This window comes from uncultured Corynebacterium sp. (assembly GCF_945649885.1).
Classification (GTDB): domain Bacteria; phylum Actinomycetota; class Actinomycetes; order Mycobacteriales; family Mycobacteriaceae; genus Corynebacterium.
This window is the reverse complement of the sequence record NZ_CALZFS010000004.1, coordinates 1-18,736: the sequence shown is the minus strand read 5'-3', so window position 1 is coordinate 18,736 and position 18,736 is coordinate 1. Positions and strand designations below refer to the sequence as shown.

Sequence of the window (18,736 nt, the reverse complement as noted above, 5' to 3'; positions counted from 1 at the left end):
GAGCCCTCGCGTTGACCAGCACACCCCCACCAGAGAAATACTGACCTGAGGAGTTCTTCCCGGCGGTGCTGCTGTGGTTTCTTGGCTAAATTTGTTGCTAACCCAACCTTGAGTCAATTTTATGAACCTAGTCACCAGGAAACTGATCAATGCCAAAATTTTCCGCGAACCTCTCGCTTCTCTTCACTGAACTGCCCTTCCTGGAGAGATTTCAGGCTGCAGCGGATACCGGTCTCTTCGATGCTGTGGAATTCCAGTTCCCCTACGAGCATGATCTGGATAAGCTCACCGCCAGCGTCCACCGGGCTGGTCTGCCAGTGGCACTCATCAATGCGCCTCCCGGTGACTCCTTCGGGCTCGCCGCACTGGAAACCACAGACTTCACAGAGTCCATTGAAGTAGCACTTCACTATGCCACCACCCTGGGTGCCAGCAAGCTTCATGTGATGGCTGGTATCGCACCCACCACTCCAGATGTAACTGCAACCTATGTCCGCAATGTTCGTACCGCTGCCGCGATGGCTGCTCAACAGGGGGTGCTCGTGGTGGTGGAGCCGATCAACCACCACACGGTGCCAGGGTATTTCCTCCGTGATCTAGGTCAAGCCATCAGCCTCATCCGCGATATCCCCAATGCGAAGATCCTCTTTGACATCTTCCATGTCCAACAGATCCACGGGGATCTTAGCCGCCACCTCACCGCCCTTCATGATGCCGGCCTGCTGGGACATGTGCAGGTGGCCAGTGTTCCGGCGCGCACGGAGCCTGGCACAGGCGAGGTCAACGATGCTCATATCTTCCAGCTTCTTGATTCCCTCCCCTACACCGGTGCCATTGGTGCTGAATATCATCCTGCTGGCACCACTGTGGAGGGACTCGGCTGGTTGGGTGCGTTATAACGTACGATTAGTCCGTTAGTGATCATCAAATTCAAGGAGCTTTCATGGCATTGCCAATCCCAAGCCAGAGCGCCCGCGCAGTTGTCACTGGCGCAAGTCAGGGAATCGGCCTGGCGATAGCACGGGATCTGGCCCGTTATGGACACAACCTGATCCTGGTAGCACGTCGCGGTGAGCTGTTGCAGGAGATCGCCGGTGAGTTGGAGAACAAGCACGGCGTGATCGTGGAGGTCCGTGCTGTGGATCTGGCTGACCGTGAGCAGCGGGGAAAACTGGTTGATGAAATCAAGGGTCGCGAGATCAACATCATCATCAACTCCGCCGGTATCGCCAGCTTCGGTCCCTTCAAGGATCAGGATTGGACCTATGAAACAGCCCAGTTCGATCTGAATGCCACTGCTGTCTTTGAGCTAACCCGTGCAGTTCTCGACGGTATGATTGAGCGTGGCACCGGCGCAATCTGCAATGTCGGCTCTGCTGCCGGCAACGTGCCGATCCCCAACAATGCCACCTATGTTCTCACCAAGGCCGGTGTGAATGCGTTTACCGAGGCACTTCATTATGAGCTTCGTGGCACGGGTGTGGCCTGCACCCTGCTGGCTCCGGGACCTGTCCGCGAGGCCGTGGTCCCTGAGGCTGAACAGTCCATCATTGACAAGGTGGTGCCTGATTTCCTGTGGACGACCTACGAGTCCTGCTCTGCCGAGACACTACGTGCACTGTCGAAGAACCGTCGCCGTGTGGTGCCGGGTCCATTGTCCAAGGCCATGAATGCAGTATCCGCCATTGCCCCGACGGCTGTGCTTTCCCCCGTCATGGGCTGGGTCTATTCAAAGATGAGTTAGAAAGAATTCTTAATGTCTGATGTTAATGGGGATAATTTCCCCACTGTTGCTGCCCGCGATGACCGCTTGGTGTGGGTCGATCTTGAAATGACCGGTCTGGATCTGGAGCGCCACGTCATCGTGGAGGTTGCAGCACTTGTCACCGATGCCAACCTCAACATCCTCGGTGAGGGTGTTGATCTGGTGGTTCATGCCACTGAGGAGGAATTGGCGCAGATGGATGACTTTGTCACCAACATGCATGATTCCTCCGGTCTGACCCCGCTGATCAAGTCCTCCACGGTGTCCCTGAAGGAGGCTGAGGATGCGGTTCTGGCGCTGATTGAGAGGCACTGCGATCCCGCCCACCCGGCGCCTCTGGCTGGTAATTCCATTGCCACGGACCGTGCCTTCATCCGTGAGCAGATGCCGCGTCTAGATGCTGCTCTGCACTACCGCATGGTGGATGTGTCCTCGGTGAAGGAATTGGCTCGCCGCTGGTATCCGCGGGTGTATTACAAGCAGCCGCAGAAGGGCCTGGCGCACCGCGCCCTGGCCGATATCGTGGAGTCCATCCGTGAACTGGATTATTACCGTCGTTCCTTCTTTGCTGCGGAGCCCGGTCCTACTTCTACAGAATGTGAGACTGCTGCGACAGCGGCAAATGAACGTTTCGCCAGCCACTTCGAAGACTAACGGCTGTAGAGGAGCTTGGTGAGCTCGGTCAGCATGTGAACGCGCCACCAGGCCCAGTCGTGGCCGCCGTGGACCTTCTGCACGCGGACATCACGGATGTCTCCGGAGAGATCTTCTGCCAGTTTGTGGGAGAGGCGGAGCATTTCATTTTCGTATTTGCCAGCCTGCAGGTGGATGGACACCCAGTTCTCAGCAGCGGAGAGGGCATCAGCGACATCAAAACGCCACAGGCTGGGTGACTGGGCGATGGCATGGCCGATCTCGCCATCAGAGAGCGCCAGCGCCCACAGGGAGGCCAGGCCGCCGAAACTGACACCGGAGACGATGGTGTCCTCGCCACGCGGGGAAACGCGGTAGTTCTCGCGGACGTGCGGGAGGATGGCGTCGATAAGCGTATCCACCTGGCCACCGGGCACACCGACGGTGTCCCACCGGTGGTCGGTGTCCTGTGCATCGATCATGAGGATGTGCACGGGTGGCAAGATGCCGGCGCGGATCGCCGCATCAACCTGTGCTGGCAGATGCAGGGCACCATTCCAGTGCTGACCGTCGAACAGGATCAGCAGTGGGGTCTTTTCCGCTACGTCCTGCGGCGCATAGACCCAGAACCGGGTGTCATCCAGGGTGTGCTCATTGGTGCAGGTGCTTTGCGACGTCGCCGTCCACCGGTCCACCAGCGCCGCGGGGCCTTCCACCAGGGAGGAGTTCATGACGCGACCGACATTGCGCTCGTCAAGACGCCCGTTGGCCATCGCGGCCCGACGGATCTCTGAGCGGTCAGTTGCGGTACTCCACGGGGGTACCTCCTCATGGTCCCAGGAGGTGATGGTGTAGCTGGCGCGCCAATCAGCGGGCATGCGCAGAGTGAGGGTCCACAGATCAGAGCCCTCCAGCCGGTGCATTTCTGAGTCTTGAACATTGGCGTGATCAAATACACCGTTGGCCCACATCAATACGGAATGGGCACCGGGGCTTTCCACCACCCAGGTGTAGAGCCGCATGTCAGGATCGCCGTCTGGATCCTCAGAGATGATGGGATTGGGCTGGGCCAGCGCGGTGACAGCCATGTCGCCACATTGGCGGGCTGCCTGCTCCCCACCGATGCTCAATGCTTGTGACCAGGCCTTTTCAATGGGGCCTGGGACGCGTGTCTGGCGGATTGGGGCGCTTGGCGGCACAGTTGGAGACAGCTCCTGGTGGGTGAAACCGAAACGGTCCACCCACTCCCCGATCTGCCTCAACGGTGGCATCTAGTTATCCCCTTGGCCCTACACTCGACAATTTAAGCTACAAAACACGCAATACCGGCAGTCAGTCCCCCTCATCGCACCAGCAATAAAAAGTGCTGGGCGCGGGAGATTGTCCGCCGGTTGAAAAACAGATTGTCAGTCTAGTTCAGAGTATTAATGCAGGCAATATTAATATCACTGGAGGGATTATGGCCACCCCTCCAGCAGACCCTGATGACGGGCTACCAGGCCGAAGTCTCGTCGGCGTTGCCCTCGCCCCAGACGGACCATGGAATATTCCAATCACCCAATCCGTCATAACCACTCAGTGTGGTGCCAACGGTATTCTTCACCGTCACGATATCCCCACGCTTGACCACATTCTGGAACCATTCGGCAGCCTCAGTGGTCACGTTGATACAACCATGGGAAGTGTTGGTATTGCCCTGCGCCCCCACAGACCACGGGGCCGCGTGGACATAGATGCCGGAATAGGACATCTGGGTCGCATACTTCACCGGGGTGCGGTAACCACCTTCTGCATATCCAAGACCGAAGGTGGTGGAATCCATGATCATCTCCGGGTTGCGGTCACCGATGATGTAGGTGCCATTGGGCGTTGCCCACTCAGAGTTATCGCGTCCCAGAGATACCGGGATGGTGCGCAGCAGATTTCCGTTCTGGTAGACGGACATGGACTTGGTAGCATCATCCACCACGGTTTCCACCCGGTCACCGATGGTGAAGTTGGTGGCGTTATCAGACGCACCCCACACCCCATCACCGAGTTCAGTTCCATAGATGTCTGCGGTGACAGTCACCTCGGTGCCCGGCTCCCAGTACTCCGCCGGGCGCCAACGCAGCTCCCTGTTATTCAACCAGTAGAAACCGCCCTCGACCTCCGGGGAGGTGGTCACCGTGATTGCTGCTTCAGCAGCATGGCGGTCTGAGATGACCTGACCGAAGCGGAACCCGATGGTCTGGCCAACCCCCACGACGGAATCAGCCAGTGGCGACAGCGCCACAGAGGTGGTGGCTGCAGGCTGTGCGGTGGAGAACACCGTGGTGGAGGTCTCCCCATTCCGGTCGGTGGCGGTAATTGTGTAGGTGCGGTTGTATCCGAGCGCCTCGGCAGTGGCCCAGGTTGGCTCATCGTCGAAGTATGCGGCCTCAACCTGGTAGCCCTCTTCATTGACCATGGTTACTTCCTTCAGGCCTTCACCCAGGGACTTCACGATGATAGCTTCAGAAGGATCAACATCCACGGCACCGTCTTCCACAGAAGCCACCGGCGGCAGGGCCTCTGCAACCTCGCCACCATCCACACCAGAAGAGGACATCTCCGGGTTGTTTTCCTGCGCGTGACTGTTTCGCTCAATAGTGCAGCCACTGAGCAGCAGGGCGCTCGCCGTCAGCAACGCCAACGCCGAGCCCGCCACGATTCCACGAACCCTCTTCAACTGCTTTCGCCCTCCCGGCACAAACACAACACAGCTGCCTGCAGGACTACCCCACAGACCGATCCTCAAATAACGCTACAAACATCCAGGAACACTCAACAGCAATCATGCAGAAAATATTCCCGAAGCCACTCACTCTGCGCCCAGGCCGAAACACTGCTCAGACTACACGCAGACCCATGAAGAAACTGCTTTAATCATCGCTTCACTGCAAGGGAACGTTACCCAATCAAACAGTGAATACGGTTTTGGCAACAAATAGTCCCCAATCACCGTAGCACAACCCCTACAGCAAGTCGCCCGACAGGCACCATCGCATCTACCCAAAAGTGCGCCCTGACCTGCAGACTTTACAAGAGATTGAAGAAACTGCTATATTTTTCCTCGTTGCAAGCGAGGTATTCATCTCAGGCAGCTTGCGCCATTAGCTCAATTGGTAGAGCATCTGACTCTTAATCAGAGGGTCCCTGGTTCGATCCCAGGATGGCGCACAGCGAAGAAATGAACCGCAGCCTGTTCCCACAGGCTGCGGTTTGCTTCTTGAAGCCAACTGAAGGTATCTTAACAAGCATCATGCGCCATTAGCTCAATTGGTAGAGCATCTGACTCTTAATCAGAGGGTCCCTGGTTCGATCCCAGGATGGCGCACCACATACCCCCGTTACCTGACATCAGGAACGGGGGTTATTTTTATTTCTGCAGCGTACGTAACCCAGTTTCCATAGAATCTTATTTATGGATACTTTCACGCCTCTCACCCGACTCCGCCAAGCTTATCAACAGCTGGGTACGCGCAAACAGCGGCGCTACCGCACCATTGGACTCACATCTGCAGCAGTTCTCACCACTGCTGCTGTGGGATCTGCGGCAACCGATACTTCCTCAGCCTGGTACACATCGTTAAGAAAGCCTGCAATCCAGCCTCCCGGGTGGGGTTTCCCCCTGGCCTGGACTGCCCTGTACATCGACATCGCAACAGTGGTGGGCCAGACCCTGGCTGATCTGGAGGAACAGGACAGGGTGGTGGAGCACAAGAAACTGCGTGACGCACTCGCAGTAAACCTTGTCCTCAATACGGGATGGAGTATTCTGTTCTTCACCGGCAAAAAGGCAGGGACCGCCACCTTGGAGGCAGCTGCGTTGGCAGCTTCAAGCGCAGGCTTGGTCCAGAAAACGATGGCTGTGGATAGCCGACGTGGTGCTTGCCTTCTCCCCTATGCCGCGTGGACTGCTTTTGCCACAGTTCTCAGCGGCACGATCTGGTACCAGAACCGCTAAGGGATCTACTCCCCTGCTGAGGTCAACCCATCCCGGGTCTTCTTCACCTGGGCATCGAAAACCTGTCGGGTGGTGTCCTCATCAGCGTCCATGCCTGCAACAAGAATATGGTGGTTGCCCAGATCCTCAAGCATCATCACGCTGGATGATTCATTACCTGGGGTGACCTTGATGTCGAAGATGAAACCATCAACATCTGAGCCCAGTGGGGTAAAGCTGTATTCTGCACCGGTTTCATCATCCTTGATCGGATCGGTACAGGCCTCAGCGATATCGGCATAAAGCTGTGCCGGGTAAATATCTGAATCAGCCACTGAGAACTGTGCGATCGCCACCCCGGTGTCACCATCCCCACGGTCCAGGGTGCGTGCCGCAGAAGCGACGGTGTTCAGCTCGGCCGCTTCAGCTGCCTGGAGTGCTTCACCACAAGCACCATCAAATTTTTCAGCCTCCGACACCACAACGAGGGGAATGGTCTCGCCTTCCAGAACGGTGTCATTTGTCTCCGTGGCACCGTCCAGGCCACTTTCCTCGGCAGTAAGCAGGAGTTCCTGCAGCTGAGTGCCGGTTTGCGCCTCTACAGAATCAACTCCATCTGAGCTTCCACAGGCGGTCAGCGTTGCACCAAACACCAGGCCACCGACCAGGACGGGCACTGCTTTGAACATCTTCTTATTCATGAAAACTCCTGTTTGATAGTGCTGTGCAGATTACCGTGCAACTCCCCGACAAAACTACCTGAGGTCAGAGTTCCCTGAGACTGGAGATCTGCCGACAGACCGTCCCATCAGAAAAGGTGAAATCCGGTAGGAGGTCCTCGGGATCAAGAATGGCCACCTCAAAACCGTGGTCCCGGATACGCCGCAGCCCTTCCTTGACCATACGGCGTCCCATGGGGCGAAACATTGGCACACGGGAAATATCCAACACCACCGTCTCCCCCACAAAGTCATGCTCTGTGATGGAGAAGAGGAAATTCTCCGCAGCTGAGAAGTTCACCGCACCCTGCAGCTGGATGGTGGTGACACCATTTTTCTCAGAGATGGACCGGATCGCGTGCTGGGTGAGCAGCTCAGCAGACATCAGGTGCAGGCCCATGTCATCAGATAGCCGCTGGAACACCTCAACACCATGGACCGGATTGCCCTGCTTGTTGAGCCGTGGGGAGAAGGTGGCCAGCCCCAACTGGCCGGGGAGCACCCCGATGAGCCCTCCTGAGACACCTGATTTTGCCGGTATGCCCACAGTGGCCAGCCACTGTCCTGCTTCGTCGTACATGCCGGATGACGCCATGATGGACAGGGTCAGACGGCTAACCTTGGCGTCGACAAGCTTTTTCTCGGTCAGCGGCTGGGTGCCACCGGCAGCCAGGGTTGCGGTCATCACTGCCAAGTCGCAGGTGGTCACTTTGATGGCGCACTGCAGGGTGTAACTGAGCACTGCATCATGCGCATCATCTTCAATGACCCCGTAGTTGCGCAGCATGTGGGCGATGGAGAGGTTGCGTTCGGCCCCTTCCATCTCGCTTTCTACTAATTGGCGGTCAATGGTCAGCTCACGACCTGCCAGGTCGGAGAAGTACTGACGGATCTTCTCCACGCGGTCTTCCACAGAGGAGTCCTCACCGTTGATCAGCTGGTTCACGGCGATGGCGCCGGCATTGATCATGGGGTTGACCGGGCGGTTGGTGAGCCCATCCAGTGACAATTCATTGAAGGCCTCACCCGAGGGTTCCATCCCCACGGTCTGGAAAACCTTGTCCGGACCGTGTTCTTGAAGTGCCAGCGCATAAGCGAAGGGCTTGGACAGTGACTGCATGGTGAACTCAGTGTCATCATCGCCTGCACTGTAGATATGGCCGTCGACAGTACACATCGCCAGCGCCAACCTGTTGGGGTCTGCAACCTTGAGCTGCGGTATGTACTGGGCCACCTCTCCAGACCTGTCCCCTCGGACAGAGTCCAGTATTTCCGCAAAATATTCCGGGATGGGCATGGTCAAAGGATGTGTGCTCATGACTGGGTCCTTCACAGGTCCGGTTCTATGGTCTGTTCTATGGTTTCGGTAAACGTCCACCCTACTGGCGTTTGCGGGTTGGGCTCACCGCCCAGAGAAGTGCTCAGGGCCTGCACCTGGTGCATCGGGGACGAACTTCGCCCCGGGCGATATACTCAGATTCATGAAACAGCGGGGTACTGACGGTGGTGTGGAGCAGCAGCCCACCATCTATGATGTGGCCCGCGCTGCGGGTGTTTCTCCCTCCACAGTGTCCCGCGCATTCTCCCAGCCTGGTCGTGTGAGTTTCAAAACTGCGGAAAAGGTGAGATTGGCGGCCCAGGAGGTCGGATATGGCAATGATCTCCAAACCGGTTCAGATATCCGTTCTGATCAGACCCGCCATACCGGTGTGATCGGATTGGTGGCCACTGACATATCTAATCCCTTCTTCGTGGAGATCTTCCGCGGTGCTGAACATGCAGCTGCCGCCCAGGACATGATGGTCACCCTGATCAATACCAATGAATCTGTGCCCAGGGCGCGTGAGGCCATCGCTCGGATCCTGCCGCATGTGGATGGTCTGTTGCTGGCGTCCTCACGGATGGATTCCAGTGAGATCCAGAAGATTGCACGCGGGCTGCCCACGGTGATGTTGAGCAGGCCGGTCTCCGGCATCCCGAGTGTGATGGTGGATAACTACGACGGCGCGGTCAAGGCTGTGGTTCACCTGGTGGATCAGGGGTGCACCTCCCTGACCTATATCGCAGGTCCCTACAACTCCTGGTCGGATTCCACCCGGTGGCGTGGCATCGTGGATGCCGCCAATGCGCTGGGTTCCCTCTTCACAGATAATGCGGGAGCAACCTCCCTCAAGGTGTCCCGGACCGTGACGCTGCAACCAGCCCGCATGCGTAACCTGGCCAAGCCCACACTGCGTCAACTGCCCGTGGAGGAGCCCTCCTTCATCGGGGGCCGCAGAGCGTTTGAAGTGTGGGCAAAGAATCCCACCGATGCCGTGATCTGTTTCAACGACCTGGTGGCGATGGGCTTCATGCAGCAGGCACGGATGAATAAGGTGCGGATCCCACAGGATGTGGCGGTGGTGGGATTCGATAATACGGAGATCTCCGTGCTCAGCTCCCCCACACTCACCACCGTCGCAGGACCCCTCAGAGCTGTGGGCCGGGTAGGCACCGCCAACCTGATCGCCCTGATCAAAGGGATGAAAGCTCCATTGATGGCCAAACCCCGTGAATTGCCCACCAGGCTCATTATCCGAGAGTCCACCTTGAAGGTCACCTCCTGAATTCATGTGAATCATCACTCAACTGCGTCAGATTCCCGTGTGTCCCACTGAAACAATTGGCAACAAATTGAATTAGCTTCTCCCACCGGGCAATCATGAGGATATGAGTACTTCACACGCTGCCAACCCCGACAGGCTCCTTCCTGCGGACCCCGGCACCCGCGACATTGCCCGCCGCCTTCTCACCCACGTTGAAGACCTTCCCATCATCTCCCCCCATGGCCATCTAGAAGCCTCCATGTTCGTCAAGGATGAGGCTTTTTCTGATCCCACCTCACTACTGATCAGCCCGGACCACTACCTGACCCGCATGCTGCATTCCGCAGGTGTGGATCTGGCTGACCTCCGCGTCGGTGGCACCGAGGGCAAGAGCCCACGTGAGGCCTGGCGCGTCTTCACCTCCAACTGGGATCTCTACACCGGCACCGCCACCGGTTATTGGGTGGAACAGGAGTTTGAACACGTCTTCGGTATCAACCCAGATCGCATCAACGCAGAGAACTCTGATGATATCTTTGATGAGCTCTCCGAGATCCTGGCCAAGCCGGACTTCCGCCCACGCGCCCTGGCGGAGCAGTTCAACCTGGAGATCCTGGCTACCACCGATGACCCACTGGATGATCTGAAGGACCACAAGGCACTTGCCCAGGATCCGACCTTCTCCCCACGTGTGCTTCCCACCTTCCGTCCGGATGCTTACACCAAGATGTACAACTCCGGTTGGGCTGAAAAGACCACCAAGCTGATTGATGTCGCCGGTGATGGGAAGGCCGGTTGGGAAGGCTACCTGCAGGCAATGCGTAACCGTCGCCAGTACTTCATCGAGCACGGTGCCACCTCCGCTGACCACGGCATGCATGACACCGACACCACTCCGCTTTCCCACGAGGATGCCCAGAAGCTCCTGGATAAGGGCTTGGCCGGTACTGCAACACTTGCTGAGATGCGCGCCTTTGAGGCCAACACCACCTACCGCTTTGCTGAGATGTGCCAGGACGATGGTCTGGTCATGACCATCCACCCAGGTGTGTACCGCAACCACTCCGCCTCTGCACAGAAGAAGTTCGGTGCTGACATCGGCGCGGACATCCCCTTCCAGCTGGAGTTCACCAACGGTCTGCGTCCCCTACTGTCCGATTTCGGTGAGAACAAGGACTTCCACTTTGTCATGTTCACCATCGATGAGACCGTCTACTCCCGTGAGATCGCCCCCTTGGCTGGCTACTACCCTGCCGCCTATGTGGGTGCACCATGGTGGTTCATTGATGAGATCGATGCGATGAATCGCTTCCGTGCCTCCACCACCGGCACCACCGGTTTCTCCCGCTACTCCGGATTCATTGATGACACCCGCGCCTACTGTTCCATCCCGGCGCGCCACAACACCTCCCGTCGTGTGGAGGCCGGTTACCTGGCACGTCTTGTCGCAGAGCACCGTATCTCTGAGGAACGTGCCTCTGAAATCATTGTCGATCTGATCGATGCGTCCCCACGGAGGGTCTTCAAGCTATGAGTGAATCCACGCAGTTGAATCGCACCAATGCAGCAGCAGTAGTGACTGCCGCCCCGGCCCCTGCCCGCCTGGTACACCTGGGTCTGGGTGCTTTCCATAGGGCTCACCAGGTGTGGTACACCCAGAAGGCAGAGGCCAATCCAGAGGCACCGGAGTGGGGGTATGTGTCTTTCACCGGGCGGCGTCCCACCATGGCTGAGGCCTTGGCCCCGCAGGATGGTCTGTACACCCTGGTCACCCGTTCTGGTGAGGGCGATGTCCCAGAGTTGATCAATGCTCTGGTGGAGGCGCAGCCGGCCACCAATATTGAGCGTCTGATTGAACTGATGGCAGATCCTCAGGTGGCTGTTGTCTCCCTGACGGTCACAGAATCTGGTTATCACCTTGATGCAGCTGGCGAGCTCAACGGCAGTGATGCGGCGGTGCAGGATGATATTGCCATGCTGACCTCTGGTTCAAAGGTGACCGCACTGGCCACTGCTGCGGGCAAGATCATTCACGGTTTGGAGGCCCGTCGTGCTGCCGATGTTGGTGGCTTGGCTGTCATGAGCTGTGACAATATCGCTGCCAACGGTGAAACCACCCGGGCCTCGATCCTGGGCATGGCGGACAAGGTTGATGCAGAGCTGGCAGCCTGGATCCGTGAGCATGTGAGTTTCCCATCGACTTCAATTGACAGGATCACTCCTGCAACTGAGGCCGCTCTGATCCTTGATGTTGAGAAGCAGACCGGTTTCCACGATGGCGCCCCTGTTGTTGCTGAGCCTTTTGCCTCCTGGATCATTGAGGGCGAGTTCCCTGCTGGTCGTCCTAACTGGGAGAATTCTGGTGTTCAGTTCGTCGATGATATTGAGCATTTTGAACGTCGCAAGCTGTGGCTGCTCAATGGTTCGCATTCCCTGATGGCATACTACGGTCAGCTGCTGGGGCACACCACTGTGGCGGATGCCATCGCTGATGATCAGTGCCGGGCGCGTGTGGAGTCGCTGTGGGATGAGGCTGCCCAGCATCTGACGGTGGAGGAGCTCAATGTTGCACAGTACCGTAAGCAACTCATTGAGCGTTTTGAAAACCCACGGATCGTGCACAATCTGGCTCAGATCGCCATTGATGGTGCCACCAAGCAGCGCATGCGTGCCGTCCCCATCCTGAAGTCGGAGCTTGAGACTGGACGTAGTGGTTCAGGTGCGGCCTTCTCCATCGCGGCATGGATTGCTTTTGTCCTGGGGACCGAGGAGATCCGCGATACCCGCGTTGATGAGATCATCGTGGCAAAGCAACAGGATGATGTGGTGAAGGCACTGATTGCGGTGTTGGATACGGACCTCGCGCAGAACGATGCGGTAGTTGAGCTCATCCGCACGCAGGTGGGTCAGCTGGTCTGATTCTTCAGAACGTTGGTGGGTTAGTCCGCTGATCTCAAGGCAGAGTTTCTCTCTTTTTTGCGGAGAGGAGCTCTGCCTTTGTCATTGTCTTCTTCACCGTGCTACCTCCTGTGAGTAATCGCACGGAAGAGATTTATTGTCAGCTCTTCTTTTCCTCATCTAAACAAGATATGATACTACCATTGCATGGTTTTTAGGGGAGATGATCTCGGGCTGCCTCCCATCAATCCACAGCACTACTTTCCCTAAACTCACCCCCTCATAGCGCAACATCTCCCCCCCCCCCTTATCGTTGCGTACAGAAAGGAACTGACATGACAGACACCACCAGCACACACATCGTGGTCATGGGTGTTTCCGGCTGCGGTAAATCCACCGTGGGCGAGAAACTCGCTGCTGAACTCGGTATCGATTACAAGGATGGCGATGAGCTCCATCCTCAGTCCAATATCGATAAAATGGCCTCCGGCCAAGCGCTTGACGACGACGACCGTGCCTGGTGGCTGGTGCAGGTGGGCAAGTGGCTGCGCGAACATAACCAGGGTGTCATCGCCTGCTCCGCGCTCAAGCGTTCCTACCGTGATCTGATCCGCACCAAATGCCCAGGCACCGTGTTTGTCCACCTTCACGGTGACTACGATCTGTTGCTTTCCCGGATGAATTCCCGCGAGGATCACTTCATGCCATCGACTCTCTTGGATTCCCAGTTCGACACCCTTGAGCACCTCGATGACGATGAGGATGCCAAGGTCTTCGATATTGCTGACACCGTGGAAGACATCGTTGCTGATGCCGCGAAGTGGATCCGCAACGCCCCCTAAGACACCTCTGCATCCCCCTGCCGTCACTGTCATTTCACTAAGCTCGGGCACAAAAGCACAACAGCGCAACCCGCACGAAAACGTTTAAGAAAGTGAAAGGGCTTTATTCACCACATGGCACACGCACTGATTCTCGTTGATGTTCAAAAAGATTTCTGTCCCGGTGGATCCCTGGCCACCAACCGTGGTGATGAGGTGGCAGGCCTCATCGGCGCCTACCAGCTATCCCATGCCTCCGAGTATGACGCAGTCATCGCCACCCAGGACTGGCATATCGATCCAGGCAGCCACTTCTCTGACACCCCGGACTATATAGATACCTGGCCTGTGCACTGTGTCGCTGACTCAGCAGGCGCGGCCATGCATGAAAAGATCCGCACTGACCTCATCACGGAATATTTCCCTAAAGGTGAGCACACCGCCGCCTACTCCGGTTTTGAAGGCCACGCCAAAGCAGATGGCGAGACCTCCATGGCTGACTGGCTGACATCCCGTGACATCACCACGCTGGATATCGCGGGCATTGCCACCGATCATTGTGTCCGTGCCACCGCCCTGGACGCCCTCAAGGCAGGTTTCTCCGTCCGAATACTGACAGGAATGTGTTCCGCCGTGGGCATTGAATCCGGTGATGCCGCACTCGAAGAGATGCACACCGCAGGCGCAGAACTGCTCTGACATCACCCGATTAAGTAAATAACAAAGAGCCCGTGCCACCGCTGTAATTGACTACAGCGATGGCACGGGCTTTTGAGACTATTGGGAAAACTAAACCCTAGCGCTCCGAGAGCAGTCGCTGGATTTCCTTCAAATCGTTGGACTTCTTGCGGCTGCGGACAACGCTGAACAGCACCGCGCCTACCACTACGCCGGCAACACCCAGCAGGATCTTCTGAACATTTGGCTCCTGCAGCTTGGCGGTTGCCTGTGTCTTGGCATCATCAACGAGGTTCGCAGGCTTACTGCGGTCAGCCAGCTCGTCGAGGGTGTTCGCCAGCTGATGGCGGGTGCGTTCAATGTCGCGCTGAATGTCTTCAATGTTGCGTGCCACGGGGCCACTCCTGGATTGGTGTATCTGCGATCAACTGCTTTTGTCTTAACGCGTCATGAAAACCCGTTACTGGGAGACCATATTACTTACTTCCCGCAACTGGGGTGAGACCATCCCCTAAAACAACACCCTGATCAAGATGTCCATGAGTCCACGGCACCGGCTATTGTTGAGGATATGACTGATGTGACGCGCCTTGATGTTGGAGATACCCCACCTGCTTTCACCCTCCCGAATGATTCGGGCTCAACCACTTCACTGAGTGATTTCGCCGGTGAACGGGTTGTGGTGTACTTCTACCCGAAGGCCAACACCCCGGGTTGCACCAAGGAAGCCTGTGATTTCCGTGATTCTCTTTCCCAGCTCAATGACCTGGGTATCAAGGTTGTTGGTATCTCCCCTGATCCAGTGGACAAGCTGGTGAAGTTCCGTGAGGACCACGATCTCAACTTCCCTCTTCTCTCTGATGAGGATAAGTCCGTCATGACCGCCTGGGCTGCCTTCGGGGAGAAGAAGAACTACGGCAAGGTCGTCCAGGGTGTCATCCGTTCCACCTTCGTCATCGAAGCTGATGGCACCGTGGGTATGGCCAAATACAATATTCGCGCAACCGGCCACGTCGCACGTATCCTGCGTGACCTCGAGGCTGTTTAACAGCCACACGATATGACCACCACTGATAAAGCAGACGCGTTATTGGATGGATCAGAGATCCTGGTCCCCAGGCGTCGCCCGGCTCAGCAACGCAGTCGTGAGCGATTCAACCGGATCCTCACCGCTGCGCGTTCCGTGCTGGTTGATGTGGGGTTTGAGTCCTTCACCTTTGATGAGGTGGCTAAGCGGGCTGAGGTGCCGATTGGCACGCTGTACCAGTTCTTCGCCAACAAGTACGTTCTGATCTGTGAACTGGACCGTGTGGATAACGCGGAGGCTGTTGCCGAGCTGAAGAAGTTCTCCGAACAGGTTCCAGCCCTCCAGTGGCCGGATATCCTGGATGAGTTCATTGAGCACCTGGCGCGTCTCTGGCGTGAGGATCCCTCCCGGCGCGCGGTGTGGCATGCCATCCAGTCCACTCCGGCAACCCGTGCCACGGCTGCTGCCACGGAGAAGGAGATGCTGGAGATCATCGCAGGCGTGATGAAGCCTCTGGCCCGTGGTGCCTCCTATGAGGAGCGTATGTCACTGGCTGGCCTGCTGGTGCACACGGTGAGTTCACTGCTGAACTATGCAGTGCGCGATGCGGAGATCCCCGACGAAGCTTTTGAGGCGATCGTCGTGGAGATCAAGCGCATGCTGGTGTCCTACCTGTTCTCTGTAGCCACTGGCTAAGGCTGAAGGGTCAGCACGCACGTGGCGGTGGCGTAGTCACCGTCGTGGCTGATGCTCAGTGCCGTGGTGAAGTCCCCGATGGACTCACGCACCTGTTCAGCCAACGACGGTGCGATACTCAGGGTGACGCGTCCCCAACGGTCGGCACGCACCTCAATGAGCGCCCACTGGACATCTTCTTCCGAAATCACGGGTGGACGTCCATAGAGTGCCTGTGACCAGGCTTTGATGAAGGATTCCTTGGCTGCCCAGCGTCCTGCGAGGTGTTCAGCCTGGCGGTTACCCACCCGGGTGGATGCTAGACGACGCTCCCCTGCTGAGAACACCTCAATGAAGGAACTTCCCGGATGTGCAAGTTGTTCGGCAAAGGCGGGGATGTGAACGAGGTCGGTGCCAATGGTGATCATGAGAACTTATTCTGCCTCATCAGCGTACTGGGGTACACGTGTGATGAACAGTGAGAAGATCAGCGCAACGGCCGCAACGCAGGCACAGGCGAAGAATGCGGAGTTGGCGCCGTCGGCAAGCGCCACCTGTTCATTCACACCGTGGGACATCCCGGTCTGGCTGACGGTGCTGTAAACCGCGATCATGACGGCTGTGCCGGCAGCACCGGCAAGCTGCTGGAGGGTGTTCATGATTGCAGAGCCATGACCGTAGAGGTTCTTGGGCACAGAACCCAGTGCAGTGGTGATCAGAGGTGTGAACAGCAATGCCAGGGCGATGGAGAAGATCACATGGACGGCCACGAGCATGCCCACCCCGGTGTTTTCATCCACGGTGGCAAGCCAGAACAACGACCCGGTGGCCACGACCATGCCGCTGACCACCAAGGGACGGGGGCCGTGCTGATCATAAAGCCTGCCGACATATGGGGAGAGCACACCTTCCAACAATCCGCCGGGCATGAGCACAAGGCCGGTGACCAGTGCGGACACCAACAGGGAACCCTGCATGTACAACGGCAGGGTATTCATCACGCCGAGCAGTGCCCCGAATAATGCCAACAGCACGATGAGTGAAAAGGTGAAGTTGCGGATAGCCAATGGACGCAGATCCAACAGGGCACGATCCACCTTGGCCAGGGAAAGCTGACGCCAGACAAACACCACGAGAGATATAACGCCGACAGCCAGGATGATCAAGGCATTGCGGGCGGTTTCCCCACCCTTGAGGATGATGCCAATAGAACTCAACGCATAGACCAGGCCGCCGAAGGCAAAGGCGGACAGGACCAGGGAGAGCACATCAAAGGGGGTGGAGCGTGGTTCATTGATGGAACCGATCTTGAATGCACCGAAGACCGCTGCAATGCCCACCAGGGGCACCATCACCCAGAAGATCATGTGCCAGGAGGCAAAGCTCAGAATCACACCGGCCACGGATGGTCCCAAGGCCGGTCCCACAGCCATAACCACGGCGATCAGCCCCATGACTGCACCACGGCGTGGGATCGGCACCACTGTCATGGCCACGGTCATCAGCAGGGGCATGATCACTGCCGTGCCGATCGCCTGCGCCACGCGTGCTCCCAGCATGATCGCGAAGGTCGGTGCGACGGCCGCAATCACCGTGCCGACCAGGAAGATCGCGGTGGCGAAGATGAATACCGACCTGGTGGTGAATCTCTCCAGCATCCAACCGGTGGCGGGCAGCACCACGGCCATGGTCAACATGAATCCGGTGAGCAGCCACTGGGCGGTATTGGCATCGATGGAGTAATCCGACATGATCGCCGGGAGTGCCACCGCGAGGGTGGTTTCATTGAGCATCATCACAAAGGCTGTGAAGACAAGTACAGCCAGGATGAGGACAATAGGTTTTGGGATTACAGCACTGTTCATGCTGTTTTCACTGGAGGTCATTGAAGGCTCCAGATCCTTTCAACTAAAAATATGGCGCTTTCGCGAGGAGGTGGCCCTGCCTCCGGAAGGTGAGCACGGAAGGCAGTTGCAACCAGGAAATCCTATCAGTGCCAAGACGCCTTGGATATCTAAGTGCTGGAACTAACAATCCATGTACTTCTGTGGCTCCATCCCATCCATTCTCTGATCCAGGGCATGGCTGAGTGGCCCCTTGTGGGGTAGGGTTCCCCCGCCGGTGGTACCGGCTGACGCATCACACTAGAAGGGTGGTTCATCCTCCTGTGGTGGGGTCTGGGCTGCGGTGGCTGTCGCTTTCACCGCTGCTGCCTGCTCCCTGGCACGCTGGTGACGGGCTGCCCGGTACTGCGACACCGTCTGCGCCCACCGGGCACCACCTGGAGTCAACGGACCTTCCGGGACGGTCACTGCCCAGGTGCCATCCATGAACACCGTCACCATGATTCCCGTCAGCGGATCCACACAGTAGCGCTGGCGTTCAAAGGTCTTGCCGTTATGATCACAACGGCACTTCTCATGCAGGTTCCAGAAACTGGTTTCCCCACCATCATCAAAATTGATCCGATGATCCAGATCGCAGTACCGACTACTCACCCCACATCCAGGGGCAGTACAACCACCATCACGGCCTTTAACTGCTGCCCGCATTGCAGGGGATGGGTCATGGCCCTTGATCTGTTGGCCACGCACCTTATCCATGTCCTGGACCTTGGTGGCTTTAGCAACCCACTTCTTGCCAGTTGCTTCATCAACCCACCCGGGCCCACTGACCCAGACCGGGGCATGAGCAAGGTCACTGGCCTGGTAGATGTTGAGGACGATCCGCAGATCAATCTTGTTCAAGATCAGGTCCGCTAAAGCCTCACCTTGATTCATGCCGGTGGCTTCAGCATGGGCCTGGACGGCTTGTTTGATGGCTTGTCCTTGGATTTCATCAACGCTGGCTGAGATCTCGCAGGTGCCATCACCTTGGTCGGTAACAGCGAAGGTTTTCTTCTCGCTGGGTGCAGGACCACCATCATCTTCGACCAGGAGGCGGATGGCTTTGATCTTGTTTTTGATCT

At 57.3% G+C, this 18,736-nt stretch carries 18 protein-coding genes, 2 tRNA genes and 1 pseudogene; 13 read left to right on the top strand and 8 right to left on the bottom strand.

The window, feature by feature from the left end:
* The first annotated feature begins 149 nt into the window (after positions 1-149).
* The 3 genes from Q0M74_RS00900 to orn are packed head-to-tail and all read left to right on the top strand — an operon-like array spanning position 150 to position 2,419.
* A complete protein-coding gene (locus tag Q0M74_RS00900) occupies positions 150-899 on the top strand; it encodes a hydroxypyruvate isomerase family protein (RefSeq protein ID WP_293950864.1) in 750 nt (249 codons plus the stop codon).
* Between the two features lie 44 nt (positions 900-943).
* Entirely contained in the window at positions 944-1,744 is an 801-nt protein-coding gene (cmrA, locus tag Q0M74_RS00895) for a mycolate reductase (protein ID WP_293950862.1), read from the top strand.
* A gap of 12 nt (positions 1,745-1,756) precedes the next feature.
* Entirely contained in the window at positions 1,757-2,419 is a 663-nt protein-coding gene (orn, locus tag Q0M74_RS00890) for an oligoribonuclease (protein WP_293950860.1), read from the top strand.
* On the opposite strand, the gene Q0M74_RS00885 is transcribed toward orn, so the two are convergent.
* Positions 2,416-3,669, bottom strand: coding sequence for an alpha/beta hydrolase-fold protein (locus Q0M74_RS00885; RefSeq protein WP_293950858.1), 1,254 nt, complete (start codon positions 3,667-3,669; stop codon positions 2,416-2,418). The genes orn and Q0M74_RS00885 overlap by 4 nt on opposite strands.
* Positions 3,670-3,890: 221 nt before the next feature.
* Positions 3,891-5,108: an Ig-like domain-containing protein gene (locus Q0M74_RS00880; RefSeq protein ID WP_293950856.1), complete on the bottom strand. Its 1,218-nt coding sequence runs from the start codon at positions 5,106-5,108 to the stop codon at positions 3,891-3,893.
* Between the two features lie 418 nt (positions 5,109-5,526).
* Here Q0M74_RS00880 and Q0M74_RS00875 point away from each other — a divergent pair.
* The 3 genes from Q0M74_RS00875 (at position 5,527) to Q0M74_RS00865 (ending at position 6,386) form a co-directional block, all read left to right on the top strand.
* Positions 5,527-5,599: transfer RNA gene (locus Q0M74_RS00875), tRNA-Lys, on the top strand.
* Positions 5,600-5,683: 84 nt separating this feature from the next.
* Positions 5,684-5,759 (top strand) — tRNA-Lys (locus Q0M74_RS00870).
* An 84-nt stretch (positions 5,760-5,843) separates the two neighbouring features.
* On the top strand, positions 5,844-6,386 hold the full coding sequence (locus tag Q0M74_RS00865) for a TspO/MBR family protein (RefSeq protein ID WP_293950854.1): 543 nt from the start codon (positions 5,844-5,846) through the stop codon (positions 6,384-6,386).
* Positions 6,387-6,391: 5 nt separating this feature from the next.
* On the opposite strand, the gene Q0M74_RS00860 is transcribed toward Q0M74_RS00865, so the two are convergent.
* Positions 6,392-7,066, bottom strand: a complete 675-nt coding sequence (locus Q0M74_RS00860) for a hypothetical protein (RefSeq protein ID WP_293950852.1) — start codon at positions 7,064-7,066, stop codon at positions 6,392-6,394.
* A 64-nt stretch (positions 7,067-7,130) separates the two neighbouring features.
* Positions 7,131-8,402 carry a glutaminase gene (locus tag Q0M74_RS00855; RefSeq protein WP_293950850.1) on the bottom strand — a complete coding sequence of 424 codons (1,272 nt, stop codon included), beginning with the start codon at positions 8,400-8,402 and terminating at the stop codon, positions 7,131-7,133.
* A gap of 163 nt (positions 8,403-8,565) precedes the next feature.
* Between Q0M74_RS00855 and Q0M74_RS00850 the strand changes: the two genes are divergently transcribed.
* The 5 genes from Q0M74_RS00850 to Q0M74_RS00830 all read left to right on the top strand — a co-directional run bounded on the left by Q0M74_RS00850 (position 8,566) and on the right by Q0M74_RS00830 (position 14,087).
* Positions 8,566-9,690, top strand: a complete 1,125-nt coding sequence (locus tag Q0M74_RS00850) for a LacI family DNA-binding transcriptional regulator (protein ID WP_293950848.1) — start codon at positions 8,566-8,568, stop codon at positions 9,688-9,690.
* A 103-nt stretch (positions 9,691-9,793) separates the two neighbouring features.
* Positions 9,794-11,203, top strand: a complete 1,410-nt coding sequence (uxaC, locus tag Q0M74_RS00845; protein WP_293950846.1) for a glucuronate isomerase — start codon at positions 9,794-9,796, stop codon at positions 11,201-11,203.
* On the top strand, positions 11,200-12,588 hold the full coding sequence (locus Q0M74_RS00840) for a mannitol dehydrogenase family protein (RefSeq protein ID WP_293950844.1): 1,389 nt from the start codon (positions 11,200-11,202) through the stop codon (positions 12,586-12,588). The genes uxaC and Q0M74_RS00840 overlap by 4 nt, the downstream gene beginning before the upstream one ends.
* A gap of 314 nt (positions 12,589-12,902) precedes the next feature.
* Complete coding sequence (locus tag Q0M74_RS00835; RefSeq protein ID WP_293950842.1) at positions 12,903-13,409, top strand: gluconokinase; 507 nt, start codon at positions 12,903-12,905, stop codon at positions 13,407-13,409.
* Positions 13,410-13,523: 114 nt separating this feature from the next.
* Complete coding sequence (locus Q0M74_RS00830; protein ID WP_293950840.1) at positions 13,524-14,087, top strand: isochorismatase family protein; 564 nt, start codon at positions 13,524-13,526, stop codon at positions 14,085-14,087.
* A gap of 97 nt (positions 14,088-14,184) precedes the next feature.
* On the opposite strand, the gene Q0M74_RS00825 is transcribed toward Q0M74_RS00830, so the two are convergent.
* Complete coding sequence (locus Q0M74_RS00825) at positions 14,185-14,460, bottom strand: DUF3618 domain-containing protein (protein ID WP_293950838.1); 276 nt, start codon at positions 14,458-14,460, stop codon at positions 14,185-14,187.
* A 177-nt stretch (positions 14,461-14,637) separates the two neighbouring features.
* On the opposite strand from Q0M74_RS00825, the gene bcp reads away from it, so the two are divergent.
* Together bcp and Q0M74_RS00815 are read left to right on the top strand one after the other, a co-directional pair.
* Positions 14,638-15,114: a thioredoxin-dependent thiol peroxidase gene (bcp, locus tag Q0M74_RS00820; RefSeq protein ID WP_293950836.1), complete on the top strand. Its 477-nt coding sequence runs from the start codon at positions 14,638-14,640 to the stop codon at positions 15,112-15,114.
* Between the two features lie 12 nt (positions 15,115-15,126).
* The gene (locus Q0M74_RS00815) at positions 15,127-15,789 is read left to right on the top strand and encodes a TetR/AcrR family transcriptional regulator (RefSeq protein WP_293950834.1); all 663 of its coding nucleotides are present in this window, start codon (positions 15,127-15,129) and stop codon (positions 15,787-15,789) included.
* Here Q0M74_RS00815 and Q0M74_RS00810 read toward each other — a convergent pair.
* The 3 genes and pseudogenes from Q0M74_RS00810 to Q0M74_RS00800 form a co-directional block, all read right to left on the bottom strand.
* Positions 15,786-16,196, bottom strand: a complete 411-nt coding sequence (locus Q0M74_RS00810) for a holo-ACP synthase (RefSeq protein ID WP_293950832.1) — start codon at positions 16,194-16,196, stop codon at positions 15,786-15,788. The genes Q0M74_RS00815 and Q0M74_RS00810 overlap by 4 nt on opposite strands.
* Before the next feature lie 6 nt (positions 16,197-16,202).
* A complete protein-coding gene (locus Q0M74_RS00805) occupies positions 16,203-17,654 on the bottom strand; it encodes an MDR family MFS transporter (RefSeq protein WP_293950830.1) in 1,452 nt (483 codons plus the stop codon).
* 258 nt (positions 17,655-17,912) lie between these two features.
* Positions 17,913-18,736 (bottom strand): annotated as a pseudogene (locus tag Q0M74_RS00800) (HNH endonuclease); the annotation flags it as partial.